General features: G+C 73.3%; 17 protein-coding genes and 1 pseudogene. 8 read left to right on the top strand and 10 right to left on the bottom strand.

Translation table 11 applies throughout. The features are described 5' to 3' along the window. Positions 1-9: 9 nt before the first annotated feature. Genes AB0927_RS23425 through AB0927_RS23415 form a run of 3 tightly spaced genes read right to left on the bottom strand, consistent with a single transcriptional unit; the run spans position 10 to position 2,727 of the window. Positions 10-1,107: a CapA family protein gene (locus AB0927_RS23425; protein WP_366669627.1), complete on the bottom strand. Its 1,098-nt coding sequence runs from the start codon at positions 1,105-1,107 to the stop codon at positions 10-12. Positions 1,108-1,111: 4 nt separating this feature from the next. Further along, positions 1,112-2,401, bottom strand: coding sequence for a phosphoribosyltransferase family protein (locus AB0927_RS23420; RefSeq protein WP_366669626.1), 1,290 nt, complete (start codon positions 2,399-2,401; stop codon positions 1,112-1,114). 11 nt (positions 2,402-2,412) lie between these two features. Next, complete coding sequence (locus AB0927_RS23415) at positions 2,413-2,727, bottom strand: dsRBD fold-containing protein (protein WP_366669625.1); 315 nt, start codon at positions 2,725-2,727, stop codon at positions 2,413-2,415. Between the two features lie 110 nt (positions 2,728-2,837). Here AB0927_RS23415 and AB0927_RS23410 point away from each other — a divergent pair. Further along, positions 2,838-3,213 (top strand): annotated as a pseudogene (locus AB0927_RS23410) (YchJ family protein). A gap of 25 nt (positions 3,214-3,238) precedes the next feature. Here AB0927_RS23410 and AB0927_RS23405 read toward each other — a convergent pair. After that, positions 3,239-3,940 (bottom strand): FCD domain-containing protein, encoded by a 702-nt coding sequence (locus tag AB0927_RS23405; RefSeq protein ID WP_366669624.1) that lies wholly within the window; start codon positions 3,938-3,940, stop codon positions 3,239-3,241. A gap of 141 nt (positions 3,941-4,081) precedes the next feature. Between AB0927_RS23405 and AB0927_RS23400 the strand changes: the two genes are divergently transcribed. Continuing rightward, positions 4,082-4,600, top strand: coding sequence for a gluconokinase (locus AB0927_RS23400; protein ID WP_366669623.1), 519 nt, complete (start codon positions 4,082-4,084; stop codon positions 4,598-4,600). A gap of 44 nt (positions 4,601-4,644) precedes the next feature. Continuing rightward, entirely contained in the window at positions 4,645-6,042 is a 1,398-nt protein-coding gene (locus AB0927_RS23395) for a gluconate:H+ symporter (RefSeq protein ID WP_366669622.1), read from the top strand. A 92-nt stretch (positions 6,043-6,134) separates the two neighbouring features. On the opposite strand, the gene AB0927_RS23390 is transcribed toward AB0927_RS23395, so the two are convergent. From AB0927_RS23390 to AB0927_RS23380, 3 genes are read right to left on the bottom strand one after another with little or no spacing between them, the layout of a single operon-like run. Continuing rightward, positions 6,135-6,773, bottom strand: a complete 639-nt coding sequence (locus AB0927_RS23390) for a cytochrome b/b6 domain-containing protein (protein ID WP_366669620.1) — start codon at positions 6,771-6,773, stop codon at positions 6,135-6,137. Continuing rightward, the gene (locus AB0927_RS23385; protein ID WP_366669619.1) at positions 6,757-7,482 is read right to left on the bottom strand and encodes a molybdopterin-dependent oxidoreductase; all 726 of its coding nucleotides are present in this window, start codon (positions 7,480-7,482) and stop codon (positions 6,757-6,759) included. The genes AB0927_RS23390 and AB0927_RS23385 overlap by 17 nt, the downstream gene beginning before the upstream one ends. 45 nt (positions 7,483-7,527) lie before the next feature. After that, positions 7,528-8,514 (bottom strand): hypothetical protein, encoded by a 987-nt coding sequence (locus AB0927_RS23380; protein ID WP_366669618.1) that lies wholly within the window; start codon positions 8,512-8,514, stop codon positions 7,528-7,530. A gap of 405 nt (positions 8,515-8,919) precedes the next feature. Here AB0927_RS23380 and AB0927_RS23375 point away from each other — a divergent pair, with 405 nt between their 5' ends. From AB0927_RS23375 to AB0927_RS23360, 4 genes are all read left to right on the top strand, one after another. Continuing rightward, positions 8,920-9,816, top strand: a complete 897-nt coding sequence (locus AB0927_RS23375; RefSeq protein WP_366669617.1) for a DMT family transporter — start codon at positions 8,920-8,922, stop codon at positions 9,814-9,816. 66 nt (positions 9,817-9,882) lie between these two features. Further along, a complete protein-coding gene (locus tag AB0927_RS23370) occupies positions 9,883-10,398 on the top strand; it encodes an NUDIX domain-containing protein (RefSeq protein ID WP_366669616.1) in 516 nt (171 codons plus the stop codon). 147 nt (positions 10,399-10,545) lie between these two features. Next, complete coding sequence (locus AB0927_RS23365) at positions 10,546-11,568, top strand: phosphotransferase family protein (protein ID WP_366669615.1); 1,023 nt, start codon at positions 10,546-10,548, stop codon at positions 11,566-11,568. A 4-nt stretch (positions 11,569-11,572) separates the two neighbouring features. Next, a complete protein-coding gene (locus tag AB0927_RS23360; protein WP_366669614.1) occupies positions 11,573-12,787 on the top strand; it encodes an acyl-CoA dehydrogenase family protein in 1,215 nt (404 codons plus the stop codon). Positions 12,788-12,898: 111 nt separating this feature from the next. Here the strand turns inward: AB0927_RS23360 and AB0927_RS23355 are convergent, their stop codons facing one another. The 3 genes from AB0927_RS23355 to AB0927_RS23345 are packed head-to-tail and all read right to left on the bottom strand — an operon-like array spanning position 12,899 to position 15,996. Next, positions 12,899-13,492: a TetR/AcrR family transcriptional regulator gene (locus AB0927_RS23355; RefSeq protein ID WP_366669613.1), complete on the bottom strand. Its 594-nt coding sequence runs from the start codon at positions 13,490-13,492 to the stop codon at positions 12,899-12,901. A 60-nt stretch (positions 13,493-13,552) separates the two neighbouring features. Further along, complete coding sequence (locus AB0927_RS23350) at positions 13,553-15,226, bottom strand: AMP-binding protein (protein ID WP_366669612.1); 1,674 nt, start codon at positions 15,224-15,226, stop codon at positions 13,553-13,555. Beyond that, positions 15,223-15,996 (bottom strand): SDR family oxidoreductase, encoded by a 774-nt coding sequence (locus AB0927_RS23345; protein WP_366669611.1) that lies wholly within the window; start codon positions 15,994-15,996, stop codon positions 15,223-15,225. The genes AB0927_RS23350 and AB0927_RS23345 overlap by 4 nt, the downstream gene beginning before the upstream one ends. Before the next feature lie 123 nt (positions 15,997-16,119). Here AB0927_RS23345 and AB0927_RS23340 point away from each other — a divergent pair, with 123 nt between their 5' ends. Further along, on the top strand, positions 16,120-17,343 hold the full coding sequence (locus AB0927_RS23340; RefSeq protein WP_366669610.1) for a DUF1343 domain-containing protein: 1,224 nt from the start codon (positions 16,120-16,122) through the stop codon (positions 17,341-17,343). Positions 17,344-17,379 lie beyond the last annotated feature (36 nt).

Raw genomic sequence — 17,379 nt, 5'->3', positions numbered from 1 at the left:
TCGTACGGCTCATGCGGCTCGTACGGTGAGGGTGCCGTCGGCCGCCTGCTCGACGCGGGCGTTCAGGGCGCGGGTGCCGAGGGCCGTGCGCAGCCAGGCGGTGTCCTCGGGGCTCGTGGGTTCGAGGCGCATCCGCCGGGCCCGGAAGGGCAGCAGCGTGAGGCCGGTCAGCCGGCCGGTGCCGGGGTCGAGGCGGGCCAGGTACAGCAGCCGCAGGTCGTCGCGGTAGCGGTCGTAGCCGCCGATGCCCTCGTAGTCGTTCACCAGGTCCCCGCAGCCGTACAGGATGAGCCGGTCGCGGTGGATCTCCGGTGGGCGCGGATGGTGCGAGGAGTGTCCGTGGACGATGTCGGCGCCCGCCTCGACGAGGGCGTGGGCGAGGCGGGTCTCGGCGCGGGAGACGTCGTAGCCCCAGTTGGGGCCCCAGTGCAGGGAGACGATCACGAGGTCGCCGGGGCGGCGCAGCGGGCGCAGGCGGTCGGCGAACTCCTCCACCGCGCCCGGGGTGAGCAGGGCCACGCCGGGGCGTTCGGCGGTGGCCGCCCAGCCGTGCGGGATGCCGCTGGAGGGCAGGCCGCGGGAGAAGACCAGGGCCCGGCCGCCCGTGCGCAGCGGGACCTCGGCCGGGCGCCGGGCCGCGTCCGCGTCGGGGCCCGCGCCGGCCGTGCGCAGCCCCGCCGCCGCCAGGGAGGTCAGCGTCTGCGCGAGGCCGCGGGGGCCGAAGTCGAGGACGTGGTTGTTGGCGAGGACGCAGACGTCGGGGCGGGCGGCGGTCAGGCAGGGCAGGTTGGCGGGGTGCATGCGGTAGTGGACGGCCTTGCCGGGGGCGAAGGCGCCGTCCGCGGTGACGGCGGTCTCCAGGTTGAGCACGTGGACGTCCGGCGCGGCCGCCGCCAGCGCGGGCAGGGCCGCGCCCCAGGGCCAGCCGAAGTCCACGGGGCGGGGGATGGGGCCGCCTGCGGCCTCGGCGAGGGCGACGTAGTCGCGGGCGTCGCGGACGTAGTCCTCCCGCAGGACCGGGTCGCCGGGGTGCGGCAGGATCTGGTCGACGCCCCGGCCGAGCATGACGTCCCCGGCGAGGACCACCGTGACCGCGTCCTCGGCCATGGCGTCAGGCGTGCGCGGGTGCCATGTGCAGGTGGTCCGTGAACCAGTCGCGGGCCAGTTCGGTCACCCTTTCCAGCGTGCCCGGTTCCTCGAAGAGGTGGGTGGCGCCGGGGACGGTCTCCAGCCGGTTCTCGCAGCGCAGGCGGGCCTGTGCGCCCCGGTTGAGGCCGAGGACCAGCGGGTCGGCGCCGCCGACGATCAGCAGGGTGGGCGCGGTGACCTCGGGGAGCCGGGGACCGGCGAGGTCGGGGCGGCCGCCCCGGGAGACGACGGCGGCGGGGTGCCCGTCGGGCGCGGCCCACAGGGCGGCGGCCGCGCCGGTGCTGGCGCCGAAGTAGCCGAGGGCGAGGCCGGACGCGGCGGGTTCCCGGCGCAGCCAGTGGGTGGCGGCCAGCAGCCGGCCGGCCAGCAGGGGGATGTCGAAGACGTTGTCCCTCTCGCGTGCCTCCGCGTCGGTGAGGAGGTCGAACAGCAGGGTGCCGAGTCCGGCGCGGTGCAGGCCCTCGGCCACGTGCCGGTTGCGGGGGCTGTGCCGGCTGCTGCCGCTGCCGTGGGCGAAGACGACGACGCCGGTGGCGTCCTCGGGCAGGGTGAGGCTCCCGGCCAGCCGTACGGCGCCGGCCGGCACCGTCACCTCCCGTCCGGTGCCGCCCGTGCGACGCCGCCTGGCGCGGCGCAGACAAGCCGTGACCTCCGCGTCCTCGGTCTGCGCGAAGTCGTCGTAGAACTGGCCGACGGCGGCGAAGTCCCAGGGCGTCTCCAGGCAGATCAGGTCGTCCGCGTCGTCGCCGACGCGGCGGGCGAAGTCGCGGGGGGCGACGGGGATGGCGAGCACGACGCGGGCGGCGCCCCTGGCGCGGGCGACCCGGCAGGCGACGCGAGCGGTGGAGCCGGTGGCCACGCCGTCGTCCACGACCACGACGGTGCGGCCGGCGAGCGGGGTGGAGGGGCCTTCGCCCCGGTAGCGTTCGGCGCGTTCGGCGAGCACCCGGCGCTCGCGTTCCTCGACGCGGGCGAGTTCGTCGTCGCGGACGCCGGTGCCGCGCAGCACGTCCGCGTTGAGCACGCGCACGCCGTCCTCGCCGATCGCGCCCATCGCCAGTTCCGGCTGGTACGGCACCCCGAGTTTGCGGACGAGGCAGACGTCCAGCGGGGCGTCCAGGGCCTCGGCGACCTCGGCGGCGACCGGTACTCCCCCGCGCGGCAGTCCGAGGACCACCACGTCCTGGCCGCGCAGGTACGCCAGGCGGGCGGCGAGCCGCGCTCCGGCCTGGAGCCGGTTTTCGAACCGCATGGCGGGCTCCGTCACTCCCGGGGCAGCCAGAGCGGCTGGGGACCATCCGTGTCGGCCGCGCCGAGCGCCCGCATGTCGCCGTTGGCCGCGCGCACCAGCAGGCGGCCCATGGCGATCAGGGCGCGTCCGGCGGCGAGTTCGTCGCCGATCTCGGGTATGTCGCGGTCGTACGGGTTGCGGCGGGCCTCGGCGCGGCTCTCCAGGACGTTGTCCCCGGTGTCCATGACGATCCGGGCCGTGGTGTCCGGGTCGTGCTCGGACAGGTACAGGTTCAGCCGCCACTCCTTGACGGCCGGAGGATGGTGGCTGCTCTCGGGTCGGGTCATCGTCCGTCCCTCCTCCTCGGGGCATGGCCCCGGCGCGCGTCAGGGCCCGCACCTCCACTGTGCACCCGCCCGGCATCGGCCGCCTCCCCTGCCCCGGCACAATGGGGCGCATGACCACGCGCACCTGCCCCTGCGGACTGTCCCAGCCCTACGACGCCTGCTGCGGCCGTTTCCACTCGGGGACCGCGAGCGCGCCGAGTGCCGAGGCGCTGATGCGTTCGCGGTACTGCGCGTTCGTCCGGGGGGGACGCGGGGTATCTGCTGCGCACCTGGCATCCGCGGACCCGGCCGGAGCGCCTCGACCTCGACCCGCGGATGAGGTGGACCGGCCTGGAGATCCTCGGCGGCACCGACGGCTCCGCGTTCCACGCCACCGGGACGGTGACCTTCCGCGCCTCCTACCGGGGCGGCTCACTGCACGAGCGCAGCCGGTTCGAGCGGGTGGACGGGGCGTGGGTGTACGTGGACGGGGACTTCCTCGACTGAGCGACCGAGCCTCGGGGAGCGCCGGTCACGGCGCGAGGATGTCCAGTTCGTGGAGCGCGCCCACGGCGATCTGCCGGGTGAGTTCCTCGGCGCGGACCGCGTCCCGGGCGCGGACCGCCTCGGCCACCCGCACGTGCAGGGTGACGGCCGCCGGGTCGGGGTCCTCGAACATGACCTCGTGCCGGGTGCGGCCGGTCAGCACCTCGGCCACGACGTCGCCGAGGCGGGCGAACATCTCGTTGCCCGAGGCCGTGAGGATGACCCGGTGGAAGGCGACGTCGTGGTGCAGGTACTCCCGCAGCCGGTGGCCGCGGGAGTGGGCGACCATGCCGAGCGCGCACTCGGTGAGTTCGGCGCACTGTTCGGCGGTGGCGAGCCGGGCCGCGAGCGCGGCCGCGGCCGGTTCGATCGCGGAGCGCAGCACGGTGAGCGAGCGAAGCTGGTGGGGGCGGTCGGCGCCGGCCAGCCGCCAGCGGATGACCTGCGGATCGTAGACGTTCCACTCGCACTTGGGGCGGACCGTGACGCCCACCCGGCGGCGGGACTCGACCAGGTGCATGGATTCGAGGACCCGCACCGCCTCGCGCATCACGGAGCGTGAGACCTCGAAGTGCTGGGCGAGTTCGTCGGTGCGCAGGATGCTGCCCGGCGGGTACTCCCCTGCCGTGATCGCGGGGCCGAGGGTGTCCAGTACGCGGCCGTGCAGCCCCCGGCCCGGTGTGCTCATGCACTCAGCGTACGGCGTAGGTCACGGAATCAAAAAGTCAGACTTATGCGTCACACTCTCTTGAATTTGTCGTACCTAATGCGTTTCAGTGTGGCGACGCCGTCGTGGCGTCGGATGTCGAGGAAGACAGCGAGGCAGTACATGCGAACCCCCCAGGTCGTCGTCGTGATGGGCGTCGCGGGGACGGGCAAGACCACGATCGGTCCTCTGCTCGCCGCGCGGCTGGGCGTCCCGTACGCCGAGGGTGACGACTTCCACCCCAAGGCCAACATCGACAAGATGACGGCCGGGATCCCGCTCGACGACAACGACCGCTGGCCCTGGCTGGACGCCATCGGCCACTGGGCGCACGGGCGGGCCGGGCTCGGCGGGGTGGTCAGCAGCTCGGCGCTGAAGCGGGCGTACCGCGACCGGCTGCGCGCCGTGGCGCCCGGGGTGGTGTTCGTGCACCTGACGGGCGACCGGAAGCTGATCGAGGACCGGATGGCGCATCGGCAGGGCCACTTCATGCCGACCGCGCTGCTGGACTCCCAGTTCGCCACGCTGGAGCCCCTGGGCCAGGACGAGGCCGGTGTCGCCGTGGACGTGAGCGGCGACCCCCAGGACATCGCCGAGCGCGCCGTCCAGGCTCTGGCCGGGCTGTCCACGGCATCCGCGTAACAGCGGCACCCCCTCCCCACTCCCCGTAACCGCAAGGAAAACCCGTGACCAGACTCAGCGTCGAGATGCTGGCAGCGGACACCCCTCCGCCGATCTCCACCGCAGGCCACGCCCAGTTGGGCATCGCCGTCCTGGTGGGCATCGCGGTGATCGTCCTGCTGATCACCAAGTTCAAATTGCATGCCTTCCTGGCGCTGACCATCGGGTCGCTCGCGCTCGGCGCGGCCGCCGGAGCGCCCCTCGACAAGGTGCTCACCAGCTTCACCACCGGCCTCGGCTCCACGGTCGCGAGCACGGGCGTGCTGATCGCGCTGGGCGCGGTGCTCGGCAAGCTGCTCACCGACTCCGGGGGCGCGGACCAGATCGTGGACACGATCCTCGCCAAGGCCAAGGGCCGGGCGATGCCGTGGGCGATGGTGCTCATCGCCTCCGTGATCGGGCTGCCGATCTTCTTCGAGGTCGGCATCGTGCTGCTGATCCCGGTGGTCCTGATGGTCGCCAAGCGCGGCAACTACTCCCTGATGCGCATCGGCATCCCGGCGCTCGCCGGTCTGTCCGTGATGCACGGCCTGATCCCGCCGCACCCCGGTCCGCTGGTCGCGATCTCCGCGCTGCACGCCAACCTGGGCGTGACCCTGGCGCTGGGCATCCTGGTCGCCGTCCCGACGGTGATCGTCGGCGGTCCGCTGTTCTCGAAGGTCGCGGCCCGCTGGGTGGACGTCCCCGCGCCCGAGCGGATGCTGCCGCAGCGCCCCGCGCAGGAGCTGACGCGCCGTCCGGGCTTCGGCGCGACGCTCGTCACCATCCTGCTGCCGGTGGCGCTGATGCTGCTCAAGGCGCTGGTGGACATCGTCATCGACGACCCCACCGACACCACGCAGCGCGCCTTCGACGTCATCGGCGCCCCGCTGATCGCCCTGCTGGCCGCCGTGATCGTCGGCTTCTTCACGCTGGGCCGGCCCGCCGGGTTCAGCAAGGAGCGGCTCCAGGCCACGGTGGAGAAGGGCCTGATGCCCATCGCCGGCATCCTGCTGATCGTGGGCGCGGGCGGCGGCTTCAAGCAGACGCTGATCGACTGCGGCGTGGGCCAGATGATCCTGGACGTCTCGAAGGACTGGTCGATCCCGGCGGTGCTGCTGGCCTGGCTGATCGCCGTGGTGATCCGGCTCGCGACCGGCTCGGCGACGGTGGCGACGGTCTCGGCGGCCGGCCTGGTCGCCCCGCTCGCGACCGGCATGTCGACCACGCACACCGCTCTGCTGGTCCTGGCGATCGGCGCCGGTTCGCTCTTCTTCAGCTTCGTCAACGACGCCGGGTTCTGGCTGGTCAAGGAGTACTTCGGGCTCAGCGTCGGCCAGACCGTCAAGACCTGGTCGATCATGGAGACGATCCTGTCGGTGGTCGGTGGCGCGCTGGTGCTGGTGCTGTCGCTGCTGTTGTGACGGACGGCGCTACGACACCGACGGCCCGCCCCTCTTCGATCGCGCAGATCGAGGAGGGGCGGGCCCGTTCACGTTCACGAGCGCGGGCCCGTTCACGAGCGCGGGCGCGGGCGCCACAGAGGGTGCCGCCGCCTCGCCCACTCCTCGCTCACCGTTCCCGTGCGCAGCCCCTCCCGTGCCTCCGGGTCGCCCAGCGCCATCCCGATGTGGCCGGCGAGGACGACGGCGATGGTGAGGGCCAGCCAGTCGTGGACGAAGGTGGCCGAGGTGCGCCAGACCAGCGGGGCGAGGTGGGTGAACCACATCAGCAGGCCGGTGCCGAGCATGACCAGACTCGCGCCGGCGATCCAGGCGGCGTAGATCTTCTGCCCGGCGTTGAACTTCCCCGCCGGGCGCGCCTCGTGGCGCCGGTCGCGACGCAGGGCGGCCCGCAGCCAGAGCCTGTCGTGCGGGCCGAACCGGTTGAGGAAGCGCAGGTCGGCGCGGAAGGCGCGGGAGGCCAGGCCCAGCAGGACGGGGACGGGCAGCGCGAGCCCCGCGCACTCGTGGACCCGGACGACCAGTGCGCGGCGGCCGACCAGGACGGCGAGCTGGGGGATGTAGAGGACGGCCGCGGTCACCACGCAGACGCCCATCAGCGCGGCCGTGGTCCGGTGCACCCAGCGCTCGGCCCGGGAGAAGCGGCGGACGCGGGCGGCGGGGCGGGCCGGGGTGTCAGCTCGTAGGCTCATCGGTGCGTCCGTTCGAACGGCCGACCCAGGCGTCGACGTCGTAGCCCAGGTTCTCCCAGTAGCCGGGCCGCACGCGGTCGGTGACGGTGATGCCGGAGAGCCACTTGGCGGACTTGTAGAAGTACATGGGGGCGACGTAGAGGCGTACCGGGCCGCCGTGGTCGTGGCCGATGTCCTTGTCCTGCATGCGCAGGGCGACCAGGACGTCCGGGCGGCGGGCCTGGTCGAGGGTGAGGCTCTCGGTGTAGGTGCCGTCGAAGCAGGTGAAGCGCAGGGCCCTGGCGGTGGGGCGGACGCCCGCGGCGTCGAGCAGGTCGCTCAGGCGGACGCCCTCGAAGGGGGTGCCGGGGACCCGCCAGCCGGTGACGCACTGGACGTCCCTGACCAGCCGGGTCTGCGGGAGGGCGCGCAGGTCGGCGAGGGTGTAGGCGCGGGGGTGGTCGACCAGCCCGCCGACGGTCAGGCGGTAGTCCGTGGCGTTCTTGTCCGGGACGGAGGCGGCGACCGAGTAGTAGCGGAAGCCGCCGCCGTTGGGCAGCAGACCGGTCAGGCCCGTCGGGTCCTTGCTCGCGAGGCCGTCCAGGGCGCGTTGCAGGGCGGGCGCGGCGAGCACGCCGAGGGCGCCCAGGCCGAGGGTGCCGAGGAAGACGCGGCGGCCGACGGGGGTGCCGTCCCGGTCCTCGGGGGGTTCGGGGGGTTCGGGGTTCACCCCTTCATTCGAACACCGGATGCGCGGTGTGACCAGGACTCCCCGTCAGGAAGCCGGGGCGAGGGCGCCCGCGCGGGCGCGGGCCGCGCGGAAGGCGGCCCACGGGTCGCGGTGCGGGTAGCACCAGGGCGCCCGGGTGGCGTGGACGCCGATGCGCCGGAAGAGGACGGCGGCCTCGGCCGGGCGGCCGGCGCAGGACAGGGCGAGCGCGAGGTGGTTGAGGTCGATGTGGCGGCGGGGATGTTCGTCGTGCTCCCACTCCAGCCACCAGTCGAAGCCGGCGCGCAGGATCCGGCGGGCGCGCGGCCCGCCCCAGTGTCCCGAGGCGGCGGGGTCGGCCGGGACGAGGCCGGTGGCGGCGAGCACCCGGTAGCGCTCGGCGAGGGCGACGACCGGCAGGACGGCCAGCGGGGAGTCGGCGGGGGCCTCGGCGGCGGCCCGCTCGGCGAGCTCGTACACCTCGTGGGACTCGTACCGCCCGCCCGAGGGCCGTTCGGCGAGGCGGGCGACGAGGAGATGGTGGGCGTGGTGGTGCTCGGGGTGGCGGCGGCGCACCTCGGCGAAGACGTCGAGGACCTCGTGCTCGGGCCCGAGGGTGCGGGCGAGGCGGAGCAGGCCGAGCCAGGGGACGGGGTCGGCGGGGGCGAGCGCGGCGGCCCGGGCGCAGGCCTCGCGGGCCCGTTCGGGGTCCTCCCGGCCGCGCAGGGCGCGCTGCACGCGGGCGAGGGCGAGCAGCGCGGCGGCGTCCGGGGAGGCGGGTTCGGCCTGGAGCCAGTCGGCGGCGTGGGCGGCGGCGTACGGCTCCCGGGCGAGCACGGTCAGCCGGTGGCCCCGGCGGTCCCAGTCGTCGCCGGTGCGCAGCAGCAGGGAGCGGGCGGCCTGCCGGCGGCCCTGGAGCAACGCGGCGCGGGCGGCGCCCAGTTCGGCGTCGTCGAAGGCGTGGTCACAGGCGCCGGGGAGGTCCGGGGCGGTGGCGCCGGAGCGGTCCGTGCGGGCCCGGCGCACGACGAGCGGGGGCGGGAGTGGTGACACCGCGGCACTTCCTGTTTCTCGGGCTGCCATCGGCCGATCACACACAGCAAAGCCGCAGGCCAAGGTTTGCGTCAAGCGGAACAGGGATGTTCATGGCGTCAACTACCGTTCCCGGCAGGGGGATTGGGGTATACGGCGGATACGTGACCGGCTGGCGGGCGGACCCGGAACCGGCTCGGGGGGCGTCGCTGTGGCGCACGCCACGGCGCCGTGGCGGGTGGTGTGGCGTACGCCATGGCGCCGTGCCGGGTGGTGTGGCGTACGCCATGGCGCCCCGCGCCCCGGGCACCGACCATGGCGGGGCAACCACCCCTTTCCGGGTCCTTCCGGGGCAATGGCGTCCCGGGAGCGCTACAGTCGGCCACTACGCGTCCGTGGTCCGGCCGGATGATCGAGGTACGCAGCGTGTCGGTTCTGGTTCTCCTCCTCGCCGTGAGCGCGGCCTGCTGTCTGGGCCTCGGCTTCGTGCTCCAGCAGAACGCCGCGCAACGGGCGCCGCTGAGCGACTTCCTGTCGTTCCGGCTGCTGCTCGACCTGATGCGGGTGCCGCGCTGGCTGGGCGGCCTCGGGCTGATGGTGGCCGGCATGGTGCTGGGCGCCGTGGCCCTCGGCAAGGGCGAGATCTCGCTGGTGGAGCCGTTGCTCGCGACCAATCTGCTGTTCGCGCTCGCGCTGTCCCGGTACCAGACCAAACAGCCGCTGGGGCGCCAGGGTTGGGCCGGGCTGCTGCTGCTCGCGGGCGGGGTGAGCGCGTTCATCACGGCCGGTGAGCCCCGGGCGGGCAGTGCCGTCGCCGATCCGCTGCGGCACTGGCTGATCATCGGTGTGGTGGTGGGCGCGGCCCTGGCCCTGACGGCGTACGCCAAACGCTCCCGGCTGAACTGGACCGCCGCGCTGCTGGCCCTGGCCGCCGGGCTGCTGTACGGGGTGCAGGACGCGCTGACCCGGGTGAGCGGCACCCTGTTCTCCGGCGGCGGCCTCGCGGAGCTGTTCACCAGCTGGCAGCCGTACGGCGTGCTCGCCTGCGGGGTCACCGGACTCGTCCTGGTGCAGAGCGCGTTCGAGACGGCGCCGCTGCGGATGTCGCTGCCCGCGCTCACCGCGGCCGAGCCGCTCGCCGGCATCCTGTGCGGGGTGGGTTTCCTCGGCGACCGGCTGCGCACCGACACCGGGGCGCTGGCGTGGGAGGCGGCCGGGCTCGCGGCCGTGGTGGCGGCCATCGTGCTGCTCGGGATGCACCCGGCGATGCCGTGCGGCACCACGGAGTCGGAGCCGCCGGCCCACGAACTCCAGCGCCGCTGAGCCCCTGGTCCGGGGCTCCCCCGGCATCGCGCCCTGCCGCGCCCGGCCCCGTGCTTGGATGAGGGCATGAACCCTGCTGACGAGATCCTCGACATCGTCGACGAACACGACCGCGTCGTCGGGCAGTTGCCGCGCGGCGAGGTGTACGACCGCGGGCTGCGCCACCGCTGCGTCTTCATCCAGGCCCGGGACGCGGCCGGCCGGCTCTTCGTGCACCGGCGCACGGCGACCAAGCTGGTGTTCCCGTCCCTGTACGACCCGTTCGTCGGCGGGGTCGTGGGCGCGGGCGAGTCCTACGACGAGGCGGCGCTGCGGGAGGCCGAGGAGGAGCTGGGCGTCTCCGGACTGCCCCGGCCGGCGTACCTCTTCAAGTTCCTCTACGACGACGGCGCCGGGAAGACCTGGTGGTCGGCGGTGTACGAGGTGCGCTGCGACCTGCCCGTGAACCCGCAGGCGGAGGAGGTGCAGTGGCACGACTTCCTCACCGACGAGGAGGTCGAGGCACGCCTCGGCGAGTGGGAGTGGGTGCCGGACGGGCTGGCGGCGTACGAGCGGCTCGCGGAGTTCCGCGCCGCGCGCTGAGGCCCCCGCCGCCGGTGCTCCGGGCCATGGGGCCGCCCGTGGCCCCCGTCACGTTTCCGGCCGTCTTCGCCGCACGCACTGGACGACATACCGACCGGTCGGCATCATGAGTCGGGTCCTGTACGCGACCGTTCGTAGGAGTGACTCATGAGCGCCGACCACCCGCCCGGACTCGACCTGGACCGGCTGCGCGCCCTGCTGGAGCGGGAACGCCCCGGGCTGGTGCGGGGGCCGCTGAGCGGACGGCTGATCGAGGGCGGCCGGTCGAACCTCACCTACGCGCTCTCCGACGGCGTCTCGAAGTGGGTCGTGCGCCGCCCGCCGCTCGGCCATGTGCTCGCCACCGCGCACGACATGAAGCGCGAGCACCGGGTGATCAGCGCCCTGCACCCCACCTCCGTACCGGTCCCCGCGCCGGTGCTGCTGTGCGAGGACGAGGAGGTGCTCGGCGCGCCGTTCTACGTGATGGAGTTCGTGGCGGGCACGCCCTACCGCACCTCCGCGCAGCTCGCGCCGCTCGGCGAGGAGCGGGTGCGCAAGGCGGTGTTCTCCCTGGTGGACACACTGGTCGAGCTGCACTCCGTGGACCCCGCCGAGGTGGGCCTCGGCGACTTCGGCCGCCCGGAGGGCTATCTGGACCGGCAGCTGCGCCGCTGGGGCAAGCAGCTTGACGCCTCCCGCAGCCGCGAGCTGGGCGGCATCGACGAACTGCACGCCGAACTGGGCCGCAGGCTCCCTCTCTCGCCCGCCGCCGCCGTCGTCCACGGCGACTACCGCCTGGACAACGTGCTGATCGGGGCGGACGACGAGATCACCGCGATCCTGGACTGGGAGATGTCCACGCTCGGCGACCCGCTGACCGACCTCGGTCTGCTGGTGATGTACAGCCGCTCCCTGGACATGCCGGACTCGCCCGTCTCCACCACCGCCGAGGCGCCCGGTCACCCGGCGCCTCGGGAGCTGATCGAGCGTTACGCGGCGCGCTCCGGGCGGGACGTGTCGGCCGTCTCCTGGTACGAGGCGTTCGCCTTCTTCAAGCTCGCCGTGATCCTGGAGGGCATCCACTACCGCTACACGCTGGGCCAGACGGTCGGCCGCGGCTTCGACCGGATCGGCGAGCTGGTGCCCGTCTTCATCGACCACGGACTGACCACCCTTCAGGAAGGCTGACGCCATGGACTTCTCGTTCGACGCGCGCACCGAGGAGCTGCGGGCCAGGCTGCTCGCCTTCATGGACGAGCACGTCTACCCGGCCGAGCCGGTGGCCGAGGAGCAGCGGGCCGCCCTCGCCTCCCCCTGGGACACCCCGCCGGTGGTGGCGGAGCTGAAGGCGGAGGCGCGCAGGCAGGGGCTGTGGAACCTCTTCCTGCCCGGCACCGCGTACGGCGCGGGGCTGACGAACCTCCAGTACGCGCCGCTCGCCGAGATCACCGGCCGCTCCCCGCACCTGGCGCCCACCGCGACCAACTGCGCCGCGCCCGACACCGGGAACATGGAGGTACTGGCGCAGTTCGGCGACGAGGCGCAGAAGAAGCAGTGGCTGGAGCCGCTGCTCGCCGGTGAGATCCGCTCCGCGTTCGCGATGACCGAGCCGGAGGTGGCCTCCTCGGACGCCACCAACATCACCACCCTCATCGAGCGGGACGGCGACGAGTACGTCATCACCGGCCGCAAGTGGTACATCTCCGGGGCGATGAACCCGGACTGCAAGATCTTCATCGTGATGGGCAAGACCGACCCGGACGGCGCGGACATCCGGCGCCAGCAGTCCATGGTCCTGGTCCCGCGCGACACCCCCGGTGTGACGGTCCGGCGGGCCATGCGGGTGTTCGGCTACGAGGACCACTCCCACGGCGGCCACGCCGAGGTCGTCTTCGACCGGGTGCGCGTGCCGGTGGCCAACCTGATCGGCGAGGAGGGCGGCGGCTTCGCCATCGCGCAGGCCCGGCTCGGCCCCGGCCGGATCCACCACTGCATGCGGCTGATCGGCATGGCCGAGCGGGCGATCGAGCTGATGTGCCGCCGGGCGGTGTCCCGTACGGCGTTCGGCAAGCCGCTGGCCCGGCAGGGCGTGGTGCAGAACTGGATCGCCGACGCCCGGGTGACGGTCGAGCAGCTGCGGCTGCTGGTGCTGAAGACGGCCTGGCTGATGGACACCGTCGGCAACCGGGGCGCGCACACCGAGATCCAGGCCATCAAGATCGCCACGCCGCGCGCGGTGGTCGCCATCCTGGACCGGGCGATCCAGCTCCACGGCGCGGGCGGGGTGAGCCAGGACTTCCCGCTGGCCGAGCTCTACGCCTCCGCCCGCACCCTGATGCTGGCCGACGGCCCGGACGAGGTGCACCAGCGGTCGCTGGCGCGGCGGGAGCTGAAGCAGTACCTGTGAGCGGACACGGGTGAGGGGCGGCCCGCCGCGGGGCCGCCCCTCACGCGTGCTCTGGGATCACCCCTAGGGTCTTTCGTTTGGATCAGCCCGGCGTGATCCAAACGAGAGGCCCTAGGGACGCAGCGCCCGCAGCAGCAGGTCGGCGAGGTGGTCGGCGACCTGCTGGGGGCTCAGCGGTCCGTCCGGGCGGTACCAGGTGGACAGGTGGTGGACGGAGCCGAAGTGGTAGTCCACGACCAGGTCGGCCGGGGTCGCGGTGGAGAAGACGCCGGACTTCTGCCCCTCCTCGATGAGCGCGCGGAACCTTTCGTGGTAGCGGCGCCGTTCGGCCCGTACCTGCTTGAACTTCTCGGGGCTCAGCTGGTGCATGGAGCGGAAGAAGATCGAGGCGTCGTCCAGGTTCTCGATGGTCGACACCACGACGTCCGCCGCCGCTCCGCGCAGTCGCGTCTCCACGGGCGCGTCCATGCCCGCGAAGTGGTCGAGCCGCTCCTGCTGGACGCGGAGCATGCGCGCGTACACCTCGTGCAGCAGGTCGTCCTTGGAGCCGAAGTAGTGGTACAGCGCCCCCTTGGTCACGCCGGCCGCCTCCACGATCTCCTGCACGGAGGTCCGGTCGTAGCCCTGCTCGGCGAAGAGCCGGGTGGCGGCGGCCAGAAGCCGCTGCGGAACAGGGGCTCCGTCGCCGTCCGTCGTCCTGGGCACTGCCGCCACCTGCCTTTCCGTGATGTCGCTGATGTCGCTGGTCCCGCGCTCGGTCCCGCGCTAGTCCTGCCGTTCCCGGCCGTTTCGGGAACGCAGTTCCCGGCGGAGGATCTTCCCACTCGAGGTCTTGGGCAACTCGGGCAGGATCTCCACCTGGCGCGGATACTTGTAGGCCGCCAGTCTCTCCTTGCAGTACACCGCGATCTCATCCGGGTCCGCCTCGGCACCCGGGCGCAGGCTGAGGTACGCCTTGACGGTCTCCCCGCGATAGCCGTCCGGGACGCCGACGACGGCCGCCTCGCGCACCGCCGGGTGGGTGTACAGGACGTCCTCGACCTCGCGCGGCCACACCTTGAACCCGGCCGCGTTGATCATGTCCTTCTTGCGGTCCACGACGTAGAGCCAGCCCTGCGGGTCCATGAACCCGATGTCGCCGGTGTGCAGCTCGCCCCCGGGGAAGGTCTCGGCGGTCGCGTCCGGGCGCCGCCAGTAGCCGGGGATCACCTGGGGCCCGCGCACCACGATCTCGCCCTGCTCGCCGAACGGCACGTCCGCGCCGTGGTCGTCCACGATCCGTACGAGCGTGTCCGGTCCCGGCAGCCCGACCGCGAGCGTCCCGGAGACCGGGTCGACCGGCGCCCGGTGGGCGGTCGGCACGGAGGCGCAGGGGGCGGTGCACTCGGTGAGCCCGTACCCGTTGCGGATGTACGCCCCGAACCGCTCCTGGAACCCGTCCACCAGCGCGGGCGGCAGCGGGGCGCCGCCGGAGGCGAGGTGCACGAAGGAGGAGAAGTGCTCCGGTCCCGCCCCGGGGTGGGCGGCGAGCGCCATGAAGGCGGTGGCGGGGCCGACGGTGAACTGCGGGCGGTGCTCGGCGAACGCCTCCAGGACGACGCCGGGCTCGAAGCGGTAGGCGAGCACGAGGGTGCCCGCGCTGTTCAGACAGCCGCCGAACTGGACGACCATGCCGGTGATGTGGAACAGCGGCGCGAGCGCGAAGTAGACCGGCGCCTCGGACAGCGGCAGCCCGGTCCGCTGCCGCTCCGCGGTGTACATGATGTTGCCGTGGGTGTTGGTGGCGCCCTTGGGGGTGCCGCTGGTCCCGGAGGTGTAGCTGATCAGCGCGATGTCGCCGGGCTCCGGCAGGCGTCCCTCGGGCGCCCGGCCGCCCTGCCGGGCCACGGCCACCAGGTCCTCCGCGTCGGGGGCCTGGGGCAGCCGCTCGAAGGCCAGCACCCGCTCGTCGCCGCGGGTCTGGAAGTCCAGCTCGCACCCGGTGAGCACGATCCGCACCGGCGAGCCGGCGGCCGTCTCCCTCAGGTACGACTCCCACGCCCGGTCGGAGCAGATCAGCGCGGCCGTCTCGGCGTCCCGCAGCACATGGGCGACCTCGGCCGACTTGTACATCGGGTTGACCGGCACCACGGTCGCGCCCGCCTTCCAGGCGCCGAGCACGGCGAGCACGAAGTGCGGGGAGTTCTGGAGGAGGACGGCCACCCGGTCACCGCGCTCCAGTCCGCGCGCGGCGAGGTGCGCGGCGACCGAGTCGCTGAGTTCGTCCACCTCGCGGTAGCTCAGCCGGGCGTCGAAGTAGCTCAGGAAGGTGCGCTCGGGGGCCTCGGCGACGGCGGCGCGCAGGGCGTGCACCAGCGAGTCGGCGGGGTCGACGGGGGCGCGCTGGGCGTCGTCGAGCAGGGCCAGCCAGGGCCTGGACGCGTAGGGGGACTCGCTCACGACACCTCCTCCACCTTCTGCTGGATCTGGTTCATGCCGGCCACCCAGCGCTCGGGGTCCGCCCCGCGCCCCCGGAAGCGGTCGGCGGTCTCCGGGTGCGGCAGGATCAGGAAGCGGTCCTCCGCGATGCCCCGGAACAGCGCGTCCGCCACGTCCGCCGGCTCGATCGCGGTCGGCGCCAGCATCACCTCGCCCGCGCTGCCACTGGCGGCGAGCATGTCGGTGCGCACGCCCTCCGGGCAGATCGCGTGCACCTTCAGACCCCGGTGGCGGTACGTCAGGGACAGCCACTCGGCGAAGGCATAGGCTCCGTGCTTGGTCACGGTGTAGGAGGGGGCGCCGACCATGCTGAGCAGCCCGGCTGCGGACACGGTCGCGACGAACCGGCCGCTGCCCCGCTCCAGCCAGTGCGGCAGCAGCGCGTGGGCCGCGCGGACGTGTGCCATCACGTTGACGTCCCAGGTCAGCGCCCAGGACTTGGCGTCCAGCGGCCCGGCGAGGTCGCCGTCCGCGAAGGCGACCCCGGCGTTGGCGCAGTAGATGTCGACGGTCCCGCCGAGCGCGTCCCGCGCGTCCTCGACGATCGCGGAGGCGTCCCCGGGCACGGCGATCCCGCCGATCTCCTCGGCCACCGCCTTCGCCTTCTGCCCGTCGAGGTCGTTCACCACGACCCGTGCACCGGCCCCGGCGAACCGCCTGGCCAGCGCGGCCCCGATCCCCCCACCGGCTCCGGTGACGACGACTCCCGCATCCTGCATGGCTTCCACCATCGGTCTCCTTCGACACGACGTGACTCGGCTCGGCGCGGCCAGACTAACCGGTCGGTATGTGTGAAGGAAGGGCCATCGCACCAACCTCTAGAGGCCCGCAACTTCCGCACCCACGGAGGCCCCGTGCACCTCTCCCGAAGAAACCTCCTGGCCACGGCCACCCTGGCGGCCGTACCGACCACGGTCCCGCGCCACCAGGACGCCTTCCACACCGGCTTCGAGCGACTCGCGGCCGACGACTACCGGCTTCTGGAGGGCCGGCGCGTCGGCATCGTCACCAATCCCACGGGCATCACCCGGGACGCCCGGCACATCGTCGACGTCATGCACGAAAGCCCCTTGGTCGAGCTGACGGCGGTCTTCGGCCCGGAGCACGGCTTCCGCGGCACCGCCCAGGCCGGCGGCTCCGAAGGCCGCTACGACGACCCGGAGACGGGCCTGCCGGTCTACGACACGTACCTCAAGAGCGGCCGGCCGCTGGCCGACGTCTTCACCGCCGCCGGCGTCGACACCGTCGTCTTCGACATCCAGGACGTCGGCGCGCGCTTCTACACCTACATCTGGACGCTGTACGACTGCATGGAGGCCGCTCAGCTCGCCGGCAAGCGCTTCGTCGTGCTGGACCGCCCGAACCCCGTCACCGGCCGCGCGGCCCAGGGCCCGGTGCTGCACAAGGAGTTCGCCACGTTCGTCGGCCGACAGCCGATCGCGCAGGCGCACGGCATGACCGTCGCGGAGCTGGCCCGGCTGTTCAACGAGGAGTTCCTCGCCGCGCCCGTCCCGCTGGAGACGGTGCGGATGACGGGCTGGCGGCGCACGGACTTCTACGACGCCTCCCGCCTCCCCTGGGTGCCGCCGAGCCCCAACATGCCCACCCCGGACACGGCGCTGGTGTACTCCGGCACGTGCCTGTTCGAGGGCACGAACCTCTCCGAGGGCCGCGGCACCACCCGGCCGTTCGAACTCCTCGGCGCCGAGGGCATCGACGGCCGCTGGGCGGCGGCCGCGAACCGGCTGGAGCTGCCCGGGGTGCGGTTCCGCGAGGCGTACTTCGCGCCCACCTTCTCCAAGTTCGAGGGCAAAACGGTCGGCGGGGTGCAGATCCATGTGACGGACCGGGCCGCCTACGACCCCGTGCGCACCGGGATCGCCCTGCTGGTGACCGCGCGGCAGGTGTGGGACGGCTTCGCCTGGCGGTCGGACGACTGGATCGACAAGCTCACCGGCTCGGACCGGGTGCGCACCATGATCGACGCGGGCGCGGACACCGACGAGGTGGTGGGCGCCTGGCAGCAGGAGCTGGCCGCGTTCCGCCGGATTCGAAAGGAATATCTGCTGTACGGGTGATGCGCGAGGGCTGGTCAACTTCGCTCCGTCGCGGGA

Origin of the sequence: Streptomyces sp. NPDC048106, from assembly GCF_040706415.1 — a bacterium.
GTDB lineage: Bacteria > Actinomycetota > Actinomycetes > Streptomycetales > Streptomycetaceae > Streptomyces.
The sequence above is the reverse complement of the archived record's forward strand: the minus strand, read 5'-3'. Positions and strand labels throughout refer to the sequence as shown.